Raw genomic sequence first — 14,088 nt, forward strand, 5'->3', positions numbered from 1 at the left:
GCGTGGTAGTTGGCTAACATGATTGGTTTGGCTCGGTAACGTGTTAATTGGGTTTTAAATTAGGGCGTGCATGCCTTTTATATTTGCAATGAAAAATGAGAAAAATCGCACGTTTTTCAAGGAAAAAATGCAGTCTGATAGTTATTCTATCAGACAAGTTTTTGACGATGAAAAACAAGATTTAGCCATTTTTCATGCAAAAACGATTAGTTTATTTCTAAAACATTTCTATATTGTAAATAGTGTTATAAAGGTTCAACACGCCCTAATCTTAAAAAGGAAAAACCCATGACCGCAGTTACCAAAACCCCATTCTCCCCAAACCAAATCCCCCTAGACTTAATCAGTGAAGTCCGCAAGCAAAACCCTCTAATTCACAACATCACCAATCTGGTTTCTGCCAATTTTACCGCCAATGGACTGCTTGCCGTTGGTGCGTCTCCGATGATGGCGGAGTCGCCCTTAGAGATGGCGGAGCTTGCCAAGATAAGTAGTGCTGTCGTGCTAAACATCGGCACACCGTCCGACCCCAAAACGTCCGCCATGATTATCGCAGGGCAGACCGCCAACGCCCACGGCATTCCTGTGGTGCTAGACCCTGTGGCGGTGTCGGCAAGCACTTTACGCCAATCTACCATTCATCAGATTAGCCAAGTCGTGCAGTTTGATGCCATTCGTGGCAATGCAGGCGAGCTTGCATTTTTGGCAGGGGCAAGCTGGCAAGCCAAAGGCGTGGACGCAGGGCGTGGCGATGCGGATTTGGCGAGCATTTGCCAAGCGGTTGCCCAAAAGTACCGCACCATTGCCATTTTGACAGGCGAGATTGACTATATTTCGGACGGCACGCAGGTGCTTGCTCTTGCCAATGGTGCGCCACTACTCCCTAAAGTTACCGCCACAGGGTGTCTGCTAAGTGCGGTGATTGGGGCGTTTTTGGCGGTGGCAGGGCGTGAGCGGTATTTGGTGGGGGCGGTCAATGCCTGTGCCACGTTTGCCATTGCAGGCGAGCTTGCCTGTGAAGGCTTATTGCCAAGCCAAAGTGGTACGTTTATGTATCAATTTTTGGACAAATTGGGCGGTATTAGCCCTGATGAAATTGCCAATCGTGTCAAGTTCGTGGGGGAAGTATGAATCACATCCACACGCACCCACTCACCCACCGCCCCGCCCAAGCCTTAACCATTGCAGGGTCGGACTCTGGCGGTGGGGCAGGCATTCAGGCGGATTTGAAAACCTTTACCATAAGGCGTGTATTCGGTACAAGTGTACTGACCGCCACAACCGCCCAAAACACCCAAGGCGTATGGGACATTCATCATCTGCCAACCGACCACATCAAAGCCCAGCTTGTCGCCATTGGGGACGATTTTGCGATTGGGGCGTGCAAAATCGGTATGCTTGGCACGTCTGACATTATTGATGCGGTGGGGGAATTTCTACAAAATCGTCCGTTTGGGCAAGTGGTGCTTGACCCTGTGATGATTGCCAAAGGCGGACAAGCCTTGCTTGATGACAACGCAACGGACAGCCTAAGACGGCTTATTCTCCTAACTGACATCATCACGCCCAACCTACCAGAAGCCGAAGTGCTGACAGGCATGACGATAGCGTGTGATGATGATATAAGGCAAGCCCTACACACCTTACAAGACATGGGGGCAAAGACGGTCATCATCAAAGGCGGACACAGCCAAAATTCCCAAAGTGCCATGTGTACAGATTATGTGCTTGATGAAACGGGCGATATTTGGCAAGTACAAAGCGAACGCACCGACAGCAAAAACACGCACGGCACAGGGTGCACGTTCTCGGCGTGTATCACGGCAGAGCTTGCCAAAGGGGCGAGCGTGGCAGATGCTATCTGTACCGCCAAACGCTTAATCAGTCAAGCGATTAGCACTGCCCCCAACATCGGACATGGACATGGGGCGGTTAATCATTGGGCGTTTTGGGAAGGTGGGGCATAGATAAAATGATTGGAAAATTTTAAAATCGTAATCGTAAGGTGCGTAGTACGCACCGATAATCGGTTACTTCAATCTCAACTTAAAATGATAACCTATTGATTTTTTATAATTATTTTTGGGTTGTAGGGGCGAATTGCAATTCGCCCTTGATAAATTAATCACTTATACAAAATTGAGAATGGGGTATCATTTATAAAAAGGTGTGTAATACGCACCTTATAATCATCACATTAATCCCCCAAAAGGAACTCCCATGTTTGATAAATCAATCCTGTCCGTCTATTTTGTCGCAGGGACACAAGACTGCACACACCGCTCCGAACCCACGCCAGAGCAGAGACTGCTTGCGGTGTTGGAGAATGCCTTGCAAGCAGGGATTACTTGCTATCAATTTCGTGAAAAAGGCGACAACGCCCTAACTTGCCTTGACAAGATTAAAAAGCTTGCCCTAGATTGCCAAGCGTTATGCTGTCAATATGGCGTGCCATTTGTGATTAACAATGACGTTCATCTGTGCCTTGACATTGGGGCGGACGGCGTTCATGTGGGGCAGACGGACATGGATATTCATGACGTGGCAAGGCTCTGCCGTGGGCGTGCGTTTGTGGGTTTGTCGCACAGCTCGCTTGATGAGATAGGGGTTAGCGTGGGGCATGATTTGGCGGATTATTTGGCGATTGGGGCGGTGTTTGACACACGTTCAAAGGCGGACGCTGGGCGTGCGGTGGGCGTGGATATGGTGGGGCAGGTGCGAGCGATGATTGGCAACCGTCCGCTTGTCGCCATTGGTGGGATTGATACGACCAATGCAAGCCTTGTGCGTGCCAATGGGGCGGACGGTGTGGCGTGCGTGTCGGTGATTGCCCGTGCGGACGATATGGGGGCGGTGGTGGGGGCGTTAAAGGGAACATGATAAATCGTATGGCGTTTGTCATTGCAAATTGGGGCGTATTGCTTTACAATAAAACAAATAACCATAAGGGGGCTATATGACCACAACCAATTTAAATATCCGCATTGATGACGAACTCAAAGCTCAAGCCACAAAAGTGCTGGCAAGCTATGGCTTGTCGCCCACACAAGCGATTAAACTGTTTTTTCATCAGGTGGTTAGCACCAATCAAGTGCCTGTGTCTTTTGATTATCAAGCCAGAACGCCCAACGCCAAAACCTTGCAAGCGATTGCCGAGCTAGAAAATGGCGGTGGTACGCTTTATGATGATTTGGATAGTTTGCTTGCAGGGCTAGATAATGTTAAGCGTTAAGACCAGTAAGGATTTTGACAGGGATTTAAGAAAACAAAAACTCACCGCCGAGCTTTTGGAAGTATTAAGTTGTCTATATCGTGGCGAGCCATTGCCTGCCAAATACAAAGACCATGCGTTACATGGCGACAAAAAGGGCTGGCGTGATTGCCATGTACAAAATGATTTGGTGCTGATTTACAAAATTGAAGATGATATTTTGTATTTGGCAAGGTTAAATACCCATAGCGAAGTTTTTGGTTAATCAGGGCGTGCCTGCCCTTTATAACACTGTTTACAATATAGAAATATTTTAGAAAAAACTAATCGTTTTTGCATGAAAAATGGCTAAATCTTGTTTTGCACCGTCAAAATCCTTGTTGGTATTTTAATATCAACTGCGGACTTTTCCTTGAAAAATTTGCGATTTTTCTCATTTTTCATTGCAAATACAAAAGACAGGCACGCCCTAAATAAATATCCCCCATTTCCCCAAAAATTTGCTATCATACCCCAAACTTCTTTTTGGAAAAATCATGACCCACACGCCAATCATCACATCATTATTGGATAATGACTTATACAAATTTACCATGCTCCAAGCCATGCTTCACCAATTCCCCCAAACGCATGGCGTGTACCGCTTTCGCTGTCGCAACAACGACAAATTGGCGTTCCCCTTAGGCGAGATTAAGGACGATTTGGAGCATCAGCTTGACCTGCTTTGCACCCTAAAATTTAAGCAAGATGAGCTAGATTATTTGAGAAATTTGCGGTTTATTAAGCCTGATTTTGTGGATTATTTAGAATTATTTCAATTAAAACGCCGATTTATCAAGGTGTGGACGGATGATGAAAACCGCCTAAATATTGAGATTGAAGGGGCGATGATTCAGGCGATGTTTTTTGAAATTTTTGTGTTATCCATTGTCAATCAGCTCTATTACGAACGCCTAAATGACCCCAATGCCCTAACAGACGGGCAAAAACGCCTTGATGAAAAGGTACAAATTTTAAAACATTATGAAATGCTAGAACACTCAGACGTACACAATCCTGCCTTTGCCGTGGCGGATTTTGGCACACGTCGCCGTTATAGCCGAGACTGGCATTATCATGTGGTGCGGACGCTTGCCAAGGCATCGCCCAGTATTTTTCGGGGGACGAGCAACGTCTATCTTGCCAAAGAGCTGGGTTTAACGCCAATCGGCACCATGGCTCATGAGTTTATGCAAGCCTTTCAAGCCCTAGATGTGCGTTTGCGTGATAGCCAAAAGGCGGCGTTGGAGGCGTGGGTGCGTGAATATCGGGGCGATTTGGGCATTGCCTTGACGGACGTTGTGGGCATGGACGCATTTTTAAGAGATTTTGATTTGTATTTTGCCAAGCTCTTTGACGGACTTCGCCACGACTCAGGCGACCCGTACGAGTGGGGCGATAAGGCGATTGCTCATTATGAGAAGCTACGCATTGACCCCAAAACCAAAAGCCTGACGTTTAGCGACGGCTTGACACTCCAAAAGGCGTGGGATTTGCATGAATATTTTAAAACCCGTATCAAAACAGGCTTTGGTATCGGCACCAATCTCACCAACGACATGGGGCTAACCCAACTGAATATCGTGCTAAAACTTGTGGAATGCAACGGGCAACCTGTCGCCAAACTCTCCGACAGCCCTGGTAAGACGATGATTGACGATGATACGTATTTGGCGTATTTAAAGCAGGTGTTTGAAGTTAAAGAGTGATAAAAAAAGGGGTGTTATACCCCTTTTGTTTTTAAAATTTCTAAATGGCATTAAATAAAGACCTATTCGAAGAAACAGACGATTGAGATTGTTTGACATTGTTGATTTTTAATTGGAAAAATGTGCCTTTGTTTTTAAAATATTGAGTGGTTTTAAAAAATGACACCAAAAATATTTAAATTATCCTGTCAAGAAATTGAAAAACAATTTGGACAAGGAAATTTTGATGACGCCACAGAATATGTTTGGGATTTAATTTATCATTATTTTGGCAATAGTGATAAATTCATCATTAAAAATATTGATTTTGATGATAGTCATACCAACCCTTATTTTCATACTTTAAATATTGAAGTTTAAGGAATTGATAGTATTACGGCAGATTTAATTTTACAAGAATTAAATGAAAAAAGACTAACTTTTTAGAATTTGATAAAGCCAAAATAGAGTTTTAAAAATGTATCAACTGCAAACTAACGAAAGAACAGAAATATTTCATATTTCATCAATTTTAATTACTTGTGAAAAATATCATCAAAAATCAGCCTTTGTATTTTTTAAAAGTAAATTAAAGTGGTATCAGACTTATTTTGATGAAAATGTTCTTTTTATAGAATTGATTGAGAGAGATATTGACAATCATTTGAGTGATTTTAATGAAATTAAACAAATGGAAATTATGTGGCACAAAACACAAGATTTATTTTTAAAATATCAATTCAATCTTTTAATGTTTTTAGGTGAGGATTGCAAAGTTAATTTTAAGATTAAAGACGGTTATTTTTATTTATTCAATGATGAATAAACATTCACCATGAACAAAATAAAAAAAATAGCATTTATTAGATAAATTTTCACAATGTTAGTGAGCATGATATACCACACTCTTGCCCCATAAAATTATCAAGAGCGGTTTTTATAGGATTATGCTATACTAATGCACCATCAATGGGTGCGTACGGCACGCCAATCATTTTAGCATTAAAATTAATAGGAAAATCATGACCACCTTAGACCCCAACTGGCAATCCGATGCCCTAGACCCGACTTTGGGATTTTTTGAAGAGACTTTGGCAATCCGTGGCGGTTATCATCGCACGGACGAGGGCGAGCATGGCGAGGCGATTTTTACGACCAGTAGCTATGTTTACAAGTCCGCCAAAGACGCCGCCGACCATTTTGACGGCACAAAAAAAGGCAATGTCTATTCACGCCACACCAATCCTACCGTGCGAGCCTTTGAAAGACGGCTTGCCCTGCTAGAAGGGGGCGAACGCTGTGTCGCTACCGCCAGTGGCATGGGGGCGATTTTGACCATGTGTTTGGCGTATCTAAAAGCAGGCGACCACTTGCTTTGTGCCAAGCAGTTGTTCGGCTCATCGGTTGCGTTGTTTGATACTTACTTTCGCTCGTTTGGCGTGGAGGTGAGCTATGTGGACTGTTTTGACAATGACGCATGGCAAAACGCCATTCAGCCAAACACCAGAGTTTTGTACTGTGAAAGCCCTTCCAATCCCTTAGCTCAAATTGCCGATTTGCGATTTTTGGCAAACCTTGCCCATGACAATGGGGCGATGCTTATCGTGGATAACTGCTTTGCCACCCCTGCCATTCAAAAGCCGTTGGAGCTTGGGGCGGACGTGGTGATTCATTCGGCGTCCAAGTACATTGACGGGCAAGGGCGTGTGCTTGGCGGAGCGTTGGTTGGCTCTGATGAGCTGATGGAAAAGGCGTTTGGCGTGGTGCGTACGGGGGGCATTAGCCTGTCGCCCTTTAATGCGTGGGTGCTGTTAAAGGGGTTAGAGACCCTATCAATCCGCATGAAAGCCCATTGCGACAATGCCAATCGGGTTGCCGAATTTTTATCAAACCACCCCAACGTCCAAAAAGTGCATTTTTCAGGGCTATCTGCCCACCCAAGCCACACGCTTGCCAAATCGCAACACACGCACTTAGACGTGCAAGGCGGAGCATTCGGGGCGATTATCGGCTTTGAAGTGGCGGACAAAGACAAGGCGTGGCACGTCATTGACAGCACACGGGTCATCAGCATTACCAACAACTTAGGCGATGCCAAGTCCACCATTACCCACCCTGCAAGCACCACCCATTTTCGCATGACGCCCGAGCAACGAGTGCAGGCGGGTGTGAATGACGGTCTCATTCGCCTATCGGCCGGGCTTGAAAATGTCAATGATATTATCAATGATTTAAAGCGTGGGCTTGATGAGTTGTAAAAACATGGGTCAGCCACGACTTTTGCCAAAATTGCAACAAAATATTACAAAGGAGCCATGTTTGCTTAGGGCGGGGCTGTTATCTTATGCTAAATTTATTTTTGAAAGTTAATTTATGAAAAAAATTCTTAAAGTTGTTGCCGTCGGTGGGCTGATGATGACTCTATGGCACAAAAAAGGGCAGGGCAAATCGCAGAGTGATATCACCACGTCCATCAGTCATGCTCGCCGTAGCCGTGGATGGCTCCCTGTCATTGGCTCGGCACTGTTGGTGGGGACAGCGGTCATGACTGCCCCTGCGTATGCCATGAGCGAGTCAGCGGTTCAGAGTTTTGCCAGTAGCCTAAATACTGCCGCCAATGCTCAAAATATCGGCATGGTTTCACGTCTTATCGATGATAATGCTGTCATTAGTTTGACACGCAAAGGCAATACCACTACCCTTGATAAAAATGGGTATTTGCAACTACTCCAAAAATCATGGGCAGGGGCGAGCGACTATCGTTATAGTATTAATGTGACAGATGTGGTCGTCACAGGCAATCAAGCCCGAGCCAATGTTATCACCACAGAGAGCTGGACAAAAGATGGTCGTCGCACGACATTTAGAACGCATTCCAAGGCAACTTTGTCCTATACAGGCGGTAATGCCATGCTACTTAGAGCGGTGTCGCAAGTTACTGTGGAATAGACTATACGATTTTAAAAAATCAAGAAAGAAAATAGGTGTGGCAATGCCATGCCTTTTCTATTAACATATTTGGGTTTGATTGATGGGGCTTGATATATTATAATACGAGCATATTTCACATCATTAATTAATAGGATTTTATCATGGCTTTTTTTAACATAGGCTCTAAAACAGGCGTGGCAGGTCTTAAACCCTTGACCATTGCTGTCTCATCGACGTTATTATTTGCTTGTGCCAGTACCAATAATACTAACGTAAACACAGGTAATGCCCCCATTGTTAGCACCCCAAGCACGCCAAATGCCCCTGCTGATATCTATGCAGGCGTGCTTGACCAAGCAACCCTAGATGAGTTAGAAGACCTACTCCAAGCCACGGACATGACCATGGTAGAGGGTGATGCCTTGACCGTACAGCGTTATGGTGATTTGTGGGACAGAGTGCGTCGTGGCTATCGCATGAGCGAGATAAATAATGGACGCATTGAAGCCCAAAAATCATGGTTTTATAGCCGTCAAGACTACATCAATCGCCTAACCGCCCGTACATCACGTTATCTACATCACACCGTAACCGAAGCGGAGCGTCGTGGTATCCCAACCGAACTTGCCCTACTGCCCATCATTGAAAGCTCCTACGACCCATCAGCAACATCCAACGCAGCGGCAGCAGGTCTTTGGCAGTTTATCCCCAGTACTGGGCGTATTTATGGTCTCAACCAAAGCACCACTTATGACGGTCGTCGTGACATCATCGAATCCACCCGAGTGGCGTATGACTTTTTGACCAGTTTGTATAATCAGTTTGGTTCTTGGGAGCTTGCTTTGGCGGCTTATAATGCAGGACCAGGACGTATCCAAAGAGCCATTGACGCCAATCGCAATGCAGGTCTGCCAACCGATTATTGGTCACTACGCCTGCCTACTGAGACGATGAACTACGTACCACGCTTTATGGCGGTTGCTCAAATTGTCAAAAACCCCCAAAGCTATGGCGTGTATCTGCCTGCCATTGCCAACCATACCCACTTTAGAGCCGTGCCTGCCAACTTTGGTGTGAGCCTATATGACGTGTCAAATGTGACGGGCGTGCCAGTAGATGAGTTAAGACTACTTAACCCGTCGCTTATTAATTATAGCGTGGATGCCAGTGGACCGGGACGTGTGATTATCCCCAATAGCGTGCCAAGCAGTGCTGATGCAAGGCTTAGAGAATTGCAAGGCATGGGCTATGGTGCTTCTACCTATGTTGCAAGCAATTATGTACAGCCAAACATGGGTGTACAAAACCCCAATTCAGGCAAAGAGCTGGCATCTGCCAATGCTTTGCCAGCCACAGGGGCGGGCATCACGGCTAATAACAGTATCATCCAAGAGCCACCACTCACCCAAGAAGAGCGTGATTTTATCGCTGCTCAAATCCAAGCAAACAGCACAGAAAACGTCCAACCGATTGCCCTTGATGGTAATATTGAGCTAAACGCGGTGCAAACTCAGCAGTCTGTGCTTGAAGTTCGTGGCGAGACAAAAAGCCTAAGCTATAACGCCCCAACAGGAGCGGGCACGCCTGCGGTCGCATCACCGCCAAACACAGCATACATCCCGCCCGTTACTACCCCTACTACCCCAGTCCCCACGCAGACACAAGCCCCTGTCAGAGCAGAGCGTTACAAGGTCGTGGCGGGCGATACATTGACAGGTATTGCAGCAGCTCACGGGCTAAGTGTCAGTCAGTTGGCAAGCTATAATGGCATTCCTGCAAACACGCAAGTGAAGACAGGGCAACGCCTGTGGCTCATCCCTGGTAAAGTCAGCACGGTCGCCAAAGACACCGCCAAGCCAGCAGCCAAGACCAGTACGCATACCGTCCAGTCGGGCGAGAGCCTTACTTCGGTGGCAAGAAAATACAACATGAGTGTGCAGGATTTGGCGGCACTCAATGGTTTGTCGGTCACCGATGGCATTTTGATTAATCAAAAGCTAAAAGTATCAGGCGCGCCAGTCAAGTCAAGCAGTAACACAAGCTCATCAAGCGGGTCATCGAGCAGTGCCAATACTGGCACCTACAAAGTCCAGTCAGGCGATACGCTGACTGCCATCTCCAGAAAACTGGGCGTGAGCAATGCTGACATCGCTGCATTAAATAGCTTTAATGCCAACTCGCCACTTATCGCAGGACAGACGATAAAAGTACCTGCCACCAACGCCCAAGTGGAACGCAAACTAAACAACCAATCGGTAAAATACACCATTCAATCAGGCGACAGCTTGTCATCGGTGGCAAATAAATACGGTATTAGTGTGGATGAGCTCGCTGCTGCCAATAACCTATCAAGAACAGCAGGACTTATTCGTGGTAGAAGTATTACCATTCCTGCGGCAGGCACGGTAAATACCAGCAGTAGAAACACCGCTCAAAGCAGTCGTAATGACAGCTCAAACACCGCTCGTGATAATGTCATCAAATCCACCGAAAGCTACACAGTAAAAGCGGGTGATAACTTAACGGTACTTGCCAATAGATATGGCGTGTCAGTACGGGATTTGGCGGCGACCAATAAACTGTCTGCCAATGCTCAGCTACAACGGGGACAGACACTCCAAGTGCCAAAATTGATTGATACTTATAAAGTTAAGTCAGGCGACAGCCTTAACTCTGTGGCGAGAAAATTTGGCATTAGTGTGGCAGAGCTTGCCAAGATGAATGATTTAAGCACTAACGCACAGTTGAAAATCAACCAAACCTTGATTGTGCCACACAAATAATCAGCCCAAACAAAACCCCATCTTGAAATTAAGATGGGGTTTTATGTTGTCAAAGGGGTTTAGAATAAAACCGCCATTAACTTCAATGACGGTTTTGCGGTTTATTTGGCTTTTGCCAATGCCTGATTTAAATCCGCCTTGATGTCATTGATATGTTCAATGCCGATAGACAGGCGAATCATGTCTTCGCTCACACCTGCTTTGGCAAGCTCTTCGTCATTAAGTTGGCGGTGGGTGGTCGTGGCAGGGTGGCAAGCCAGCGACTTGGCATTGCCGATATTGACAAGACGAGTGATAAGCTCTAAGGCATCGATGAATTTCGCCCCTGCTTCTCGTCCGCCTTTCACCCCAAAGGTTAAAATCGCTGACGGCTTGCCCTTATAGTATTTTTGTGCCAAATCATGCTCGGGGTGCGTGTCTAGCCCTGCGTATTTGACCCAAGCGACTTGTTCATGGCTTTCCAAGAACTTAGCCACCGCCAACGCATTATCGCAATGTCGCTCCATACGTAGGGCAAGTGTTTCAAGTCCAAGCATGATTTGCCTCATGGGCGACAGGCACGCCCCTGTGTTGCGAAGTGGGGCGACACGGGCTCGGGCGATGAACGCCATATTCCCCATGGCTTCGGCAAAGTTTACGCCATGATAGCTGACATCGGGGGTGTTTAGTAGGGGAAAACGCTCTTTTTGGCTTGCCCAGTCAAAACGACCGCCGTCAATGATGATACCGCCCACGCTTGTACCAGAACCGCTTGCGTATTTGGTCAAAGAATGCACCACGATGTCCGCCCCATGCTCAAAGAGCTTACATAGGATTGGTGTGGCGACCGTGTTGTCAATGACCACAGGCACGCCCTTACTATGAGCAAGCTCACTGATTTTGGCGATGTCTAGGATATTGCCTAGGGGATCGCCAATGCTCTCACCAAAGACTAGCTTGGTCTTATCATCAATCAAATCAAGCAGGCTTTCAGGGTTATTATAATCAAAAAAACGCACTTCAATGCCTTGACGGGGTAAGGTGTGGGCGAACAGATTGTAAGTGCCACCATACAAGGTAGAGACCGACACGATGTTATCGCCCGCTTCACAGAGTGCCTAAATGGTGTAGGTAATGGCGGACATACCAGACGCCACGCACAACCCCGCCACACCGCCTTCTAAGGCACTCATGCGAGCTTCTAGCACGGCATTGGTCGGGTTCATGATACGGGTGTAGATGTTGCCCGTCACTTTTAAATCAAACAAATCCGCCCCGTGTTGGGTGTTGTCAAAAGCATAAGAACTGGTCTGATAAATCGGCACGGCAACGGCTTTGGTTGTGGGGTCAATCTCATAACCTGCATGAATGGCAAGGGTTTCGGGGTGATGTGTGTGGGTCATGGCGTTTTCCTTTTTGCAATGAAGTAACCGTTAGATTGTAACAAATTGGACTGGTTATGGCAATTAAGATTTGACAATTAGGATTTGACAATCAAGATTTGGCTTTTTTCACGGCAGGTTTGGGGTCGGTTAAATCCAACGCCCCACCTGCAATCGCCCACAGATACAGACTTGCCACCGAATTATAGGGGGTAAACCGCCTTTGATATTTGGCAAACAGCTTGGGCGTGATTTCACGATGACGATACAACATTCTAAGCCCACGCACAATCGCCAAATCATGCTGACTTAACACGTCCATGCGATTTAGGCTAAAAATCATCAGCATTTGTGCTGTCCATTCGCCCACGCCTTTAAAGGCAACAAGCACCTGTTTTATCTCATCATCGCTCATCGTGTGCAGGCTATCCAAATCCAAATGATTGTCCAAAATATCGCACGCAATGCCCTGAATATAACCCACCTTGCGATACGATATGCCAATGCCCTGCAACTCATCAGCTGATAAGTTGGCAAGGGCGGTCGGTGTGATGTCGGTCAAATTTGTCAAGCGTTGCCATACGGTTTGGGCGGCGGAGCTGGAAATCTGCTGACCGATGATTGCCCGTATCAGCTCGCTAAATATATCAGGATTGACAGGGCGGTCAATGTGTCCGATTTTGTTAATCGCCATTGCCATTTTGGGGCAACGACTGGCCAAATAATCGGTATGGGAGTTGTCATATTGGAAAGTTTGCATAGGATTTCTTTTTATACTCAATTCATATCAAAACCATACAAAAAACCGTTCGCCCTGAGCTAAGTCGAAGGGTGAATTGGTTTTTCCGTTATGGTTCGACAAGCTTGCCACGAACGGAAAAACTTTTGTTGTGTTTTGAATAGAATTTACCATAAATCATTTAAAGTCATATTAGCACAAATCTTTATTTATCAGATATTTATCAATGGCAAGTTCAACGGTCTCTTGGGTAAAGGCTTGAATCGTTGGCACAACCCAGCCACGAGAACCGCCAAAATTTAGCGTTTTGATGTCATATTTTTCAATAAAATCAATAAGATAATCAGACGCTACTTCTGCCGAAAACACGTTCATATCAATGAGTAAATACGGCTTATGTTGGCTAATACACGTTTTTAGGGTCAATTCTGTGCCACTTTTTGGGGTGATTTGGGCGTGGTAAATAATCACGGTCGCATCGCTGTCTATCACGTTTTGGCGAGTGCGTTTGCGATAGCCCGCACCCATTAGGGGCGTGAGCGGATATTTGTCATCAATGATATCGTCTTCGGCTTGCCTGCCTTCGGGGCAATGCCCACCGCACGGCATACCACGAGATAACGCACCGTCCAACGCACCCCTATCCACGCCTGTCTGTCCGCCTGAGATGATTTTTGGGAAAGTCATGGTATTCCTTAAAAATTTACCAAAATTCTTTGAGTGGGTTAAACCGATTTGTCAATAGGATTGATAAGTTCTATGGGTAAATGAGTAAAATCTTTCAGATTGCGTGTGGCTAATGGCAAGTGATGAACAAGTGCCGTACCTGCAATCAAGGCATCAATGCCTTTCATTTTCTTAATACGGCGAATATGTGCGGTTTTAAAAATAATGTCGTGATTGATTTCTAACCATACAAACGATTTTTGCAAAAAATTTTCCACTTTTGTGGCTTGCTCATCATCAAAAGGATATGACAAAACTTCCATAACCGTCAAAATAGAAATGGCTAAATTGCCTTGATGTTGCTTGATGAATTTGACCGCATTATCATCGGCTGACAAATAATAATGTTGCTATCTACCAAAATCATCGCTATTCTGCCCGTAAAGCATTTTGAAATTCCACACCGTCCACGCCTTTTAATATACCAATCACTTGGTCTAGCGTGTCATCATTATGGCTAGGTTGTGGTTTAATTTGGCTAATTTCCACAACAAACCATTCATTTTGTGGAAAAGGTTGAATATTTGGAATAAATAACCCACCGTCTTTGGCAATGGCTGTATATTGCATAATAATCCTCCAATGTTTTAATAAGTTTAAAAAAATTATA

The 14,088-nt window shown here is 45.6% G+C and carries 15 protein-coding genes and 1 pseudogene; 11 read left to right on the plus strand and 5 right to left on the minus strand.

Going from position 1 to position 14,088, the window contains the following annotated elements:
• Positions 1–288 precede the first annotated feature (288 nt).
• The 11 genes from thiM (at position 289) to B5J94_RS01825 (ending at position 10,652) form a co-directional block, all read left to right on the plus strand.
• Positions 289–1,131: a hydroxyethylthiazole kinase gene (gene thiM, locus B5J94_RS01775; RefSeq protein ID WP_062498505.1), complete on the plus strand. Its 843-nt coding sequence runs from the start codon at positions 289–291 to the stop codon at positions 1,129–1,131.
• A complete protein-coding gene (gene thiD / locus B5J94_RS01780) occupies positions 1,128–1,967 on the plus strand; it encodes a bifunctional hydroxymethylpyrimidine kinase/phosphomethylpyrimidine kinase (RefSeq protein ID WP_062498489.1) in 840 nt (279 codons plus the stop codon). The genes thiM and thiD overlap by 4 nt, the downstream gene beginning before the upstream one ends.
• A 253-nt stretch (positions 1,968–2,220) precedes the next feature.
• Positions 2,221–2,880, plus strand: coding sequence for a thiamine phosphate synthase (gene thiE, locus B5J94_RS01785; protein ID WP_062498490.1), 660 nt, complete (start codon positions 2,221–2,223; stop codon positions 2,878–2,880).
• Between the two features lie 76 nt (positions 2,881–2,956).
• The gene (locus tag B5J94_RS01790; protein ID WP_062498491.1) at positions 2,957–3,232 is read left to right on the plus strand and encodes a type II toxin-antitoxin system RelB/DinJ family antitoxin; all 276 of its coding nucleotides are present in this window, start codon (positions 2,957–2,959) and stop codon (positions 3,230–3,232) included.
• Positions 3,219–3,476 carry a type II toxin-antitoxin system YafQ family toxin gene (locus B5J94_RS01795; RefSeq protein WP_062498492.1) on the plus strand — a complete coding sequence of 86 codons (258 nt, stop codon included), beginning with the start codon at positions 3,219–3,221 and terminating at the stop codon, positions 3,474–3,476. The genes B5J94_RS01790 and B5J94_RS01795 overlap by 14 nt, the downstream gene beginning before the upstream one ends.
• 271 nt (positions 3,477–3,747) lie before the next feature.
• Positions 3,748–4,959 carry a nicotinate phosphoribosyltransferase gene (pncB, locus tag B5J94_RS01800; RefSeq protein WP_062498493.1) on the plus strand — a complete coding sequence of 404 codons (1,212 nt, stop codon included), beginning with the start codon at positions 3,748–3,750 and terminating at the stop codon, positions 4,957–4,959.
• 159 nt (positions 4,960–5,118) lie between these two features.
• Complete coding sequence (locus B5J94_RS01805; RefSeq protein ID WP_062498494.1) at positions 5,119–5,319, plus strand: hypothetical protein; 201 nt, start codon at positions 5,119–5,121, stop codon at positions 5,317–5,319.
• Between the two features lie 97 nt (positions 5,320–5,416).
• Positions 5,417–5,764, plus strand: coding sequence for a hypothetical protein (locus tag B5J94_RS01810; RefSeq protein WP_062498495.1), 348 nt, complete (start codon positions 5,417–5,419; stop codon positions 5,762–5,764).
• Positions 5,765–5,960: 196 nt separating this feature from the next.
• Positions 5,961–7,196: an O-succinylhomoserine sulfhydrylase gene (locus tag B5J94_RS01815; RefSeq protein WP_062498496.1), complete on the plus strand. Its 1,236-nt coding sequence runs from the start codon at positions 5,961–5,963 to the stop codon at positions 7,194–7,196.
• A 115-nt stretch (positions 7,197–7,311) separates the two neighbouring features.
• On the plus strand, positions 7,312–7,887 hold the full coding sequence (locus tag B5J94_RS01820; protein ID WP_143821876.1) for a nuclear transport factor 2 family protein: 576 nt from the start codon (positions 7,312–7,314) through the stop codon (positions 7,885–7,887).
• Positions 7,888–8,030: 143 nt separating this feature from the next.
• A complete protein-coding gene (locus B5J94_RS01825; protein WP_062498497.1) occupies positions 8,031–10,652 on the plus strand; it encodes a LysM peptidoglycan-binding domain-containing protein in 2,622 nt (873 codons plus the stop codon).
• 101 nt (positions 10,653–10,753) lie between these two features.
• On the opposite strand, the pseudogene B5J94_RS01830 reads toward B5J94_RS01825, so the two are convergent.
• From B5J94_RS01830 to B5J94_RS01850, 5 genes and pseudogenes are all read right to left on the minus strand, one after another.
• A pseudogene (locus tag B5J94_RS01830) lies at positions 10,754–12,034 on the minus strand (O-acetylhomoserine aminocarboxypropyltransferase/cysteine synthase family protein).
• Positions 12,035–12,125: 91 nt separating this feature from the next.
• Positions 12,126–12,773, minus strand: a complete 648-nt coding sequence (locus tag B5J94_RS01835) for a DNA-3-methyladenine glycosylase family protein (protein WP_174519802.1) — start codon at positions 12,771–12,773, stop codon at positions 12,126–12,128.
• Positions 12,774–12,944: 171 nt separating this feature from the next.
• Positions 12,945–13,439: a putative molybdenum carrier protein gene (locus B5J94_RS01840; protein WP_062498498.1), complete on the minus strand. Its 495-nt coding sequence runs from the start codon at positions 13,437–13,439 to the stop codon at positions 12,945–12,947.
• A 38-nt stretch (positions 13,440–13,477) separates the two neighbouring features.
• Positions 13,478–13,816: a type II toxin-antitoxin system VapC family toxin gene (locus B5J94_RS01845; protein WP_062498499.1), complete on the minus strand. Its 339-nt coding sequence runs from the start codon at positions 13,814–13,816 to the stop codon at positions 13,478–13,480.
• Between the two features lie 31 nt (positions 13,817–13,847).
• Positions 13,848–14,048, minus strand: a complete 201-nt coding sequence (locus B5J94_RS01850) for a hypothetical protein (RefSeq protein WP_062498500.1) — start codon at positions 14,046–14,048, stop codon at positions 13,848–13,850.
• Positions 14,049–14,088 lie beyond the last annotated feature (40 nt).

This window comes from Moraxella lacunata (genome assembly GCF_002027545.1).
GTDB lineage: Bacteria > Pseudomonadota > Gammaproteobacteria > Pseudomonadales > Moraxellaceae > Moraxella > Moraxella lacunata.

What these genes read in the sequence shown, in the direction of transcription:
- thiM (WP_062498505.1), top strand. Translation starts at nt 289, where the DNA reads ATGACCGCAGTTACCAAAACCCCATTCTCCCCAAACCAAATCCCCCTA.
- thiD (WP_062498489.1), top strand. Translation starts at nt 1,128, where the DNA reads ATGAATCACATCCACACGCACCCACTCACCCACCGCCCCGCCCAAGCC.
- thiE (WP_062498490.1), top strand. Translation starts at nt 2,221, where the DNA reads ATGTTTGATAAATCAATCCTGTCCGTCTATTTTGTCGCAGGGACACAA.
- B5J94_RS01790 (WP_062498491.1), top strand. Translation starts at nt 2,957, where the DNA reads ATGACCACAACCAATTTAAATATCCGCATTGATGACGAACTCAAAGCT.
- B5J94_RS01795 (WP_062498492.1), top strand. Translation starts at nt 3,219, where the DNA reads ATGTTAAGCGTTAAGACCAGTAAGGATTTTGACAGGGATTTAAGAAAA.
- pncB (WP_062498493.1), top strand. Translation starts at nt 3,748, where the DNA reads ATGACCCACACGCCAATCATCACATCATTATTGGATAATGACTTATAC.
- B5J94_RS01805 (WP_062498494.1), top strand. Translation starts at nt 5,119, where the DNA reads ATGACACCAAAAATATTTAAATTATCCTGTCAAGAAATTGAAAAACAA.
- B5J94_RS01810 (WP_062498495.1), top strand. Translation starts at nt 5,417, where the DNA reads ATGTATCAACTGCAAACTAACGAAAGAACAGAAATATTTCATATTTCA.
- B5J94_RS01815 (WP_062498496.1), top strand. Translation starts at nt 5,961, where the DNA reads ATGACCACCTTAGACCCCAACTGGCAATCCGATGCCCTAGACCCGACT.
- B5J94_RS01820 (WP_143821876.1), top strand. Translation starts at nt 7,312, where the DNA reads ATGAAAAAAATTCTTAAAGTTGTTGCCGTCGGTGGGCTGATGATGACT.
- B5J94_RS01825 (WP_062498497.1), top strand. Translation starts at nt 8,031, where the DNA reads ATGGCTTTTTTTAACATAGGCTCTAAAACAGGCGTGGCAGGTCTTAAA.
- B5J94_RS01835 (WP_174519802.1), bottom strand. Translation starts at nt 12,773, where the DNA reads ATGCAAACTTTCCAATATGACAACTCCCATACCGATTATTTGGCCAGT.
- B5J94_RS01840 (WP_062498498.1), bottom strand. Translation starts at nt 13,439, where the DNA reads ATGACTTTCCCAAAAATCATCTCAGGCGGACAGACAGGCGTGGATAGG.
- B5J94_RS01850 (WP_062498500.1), bottom strand. Translation starts at nt 14,048, where the DNA reads ATGCAATATACAGCCATTGCCAAAGACGGTGGGTTATTTATTCCAAAT.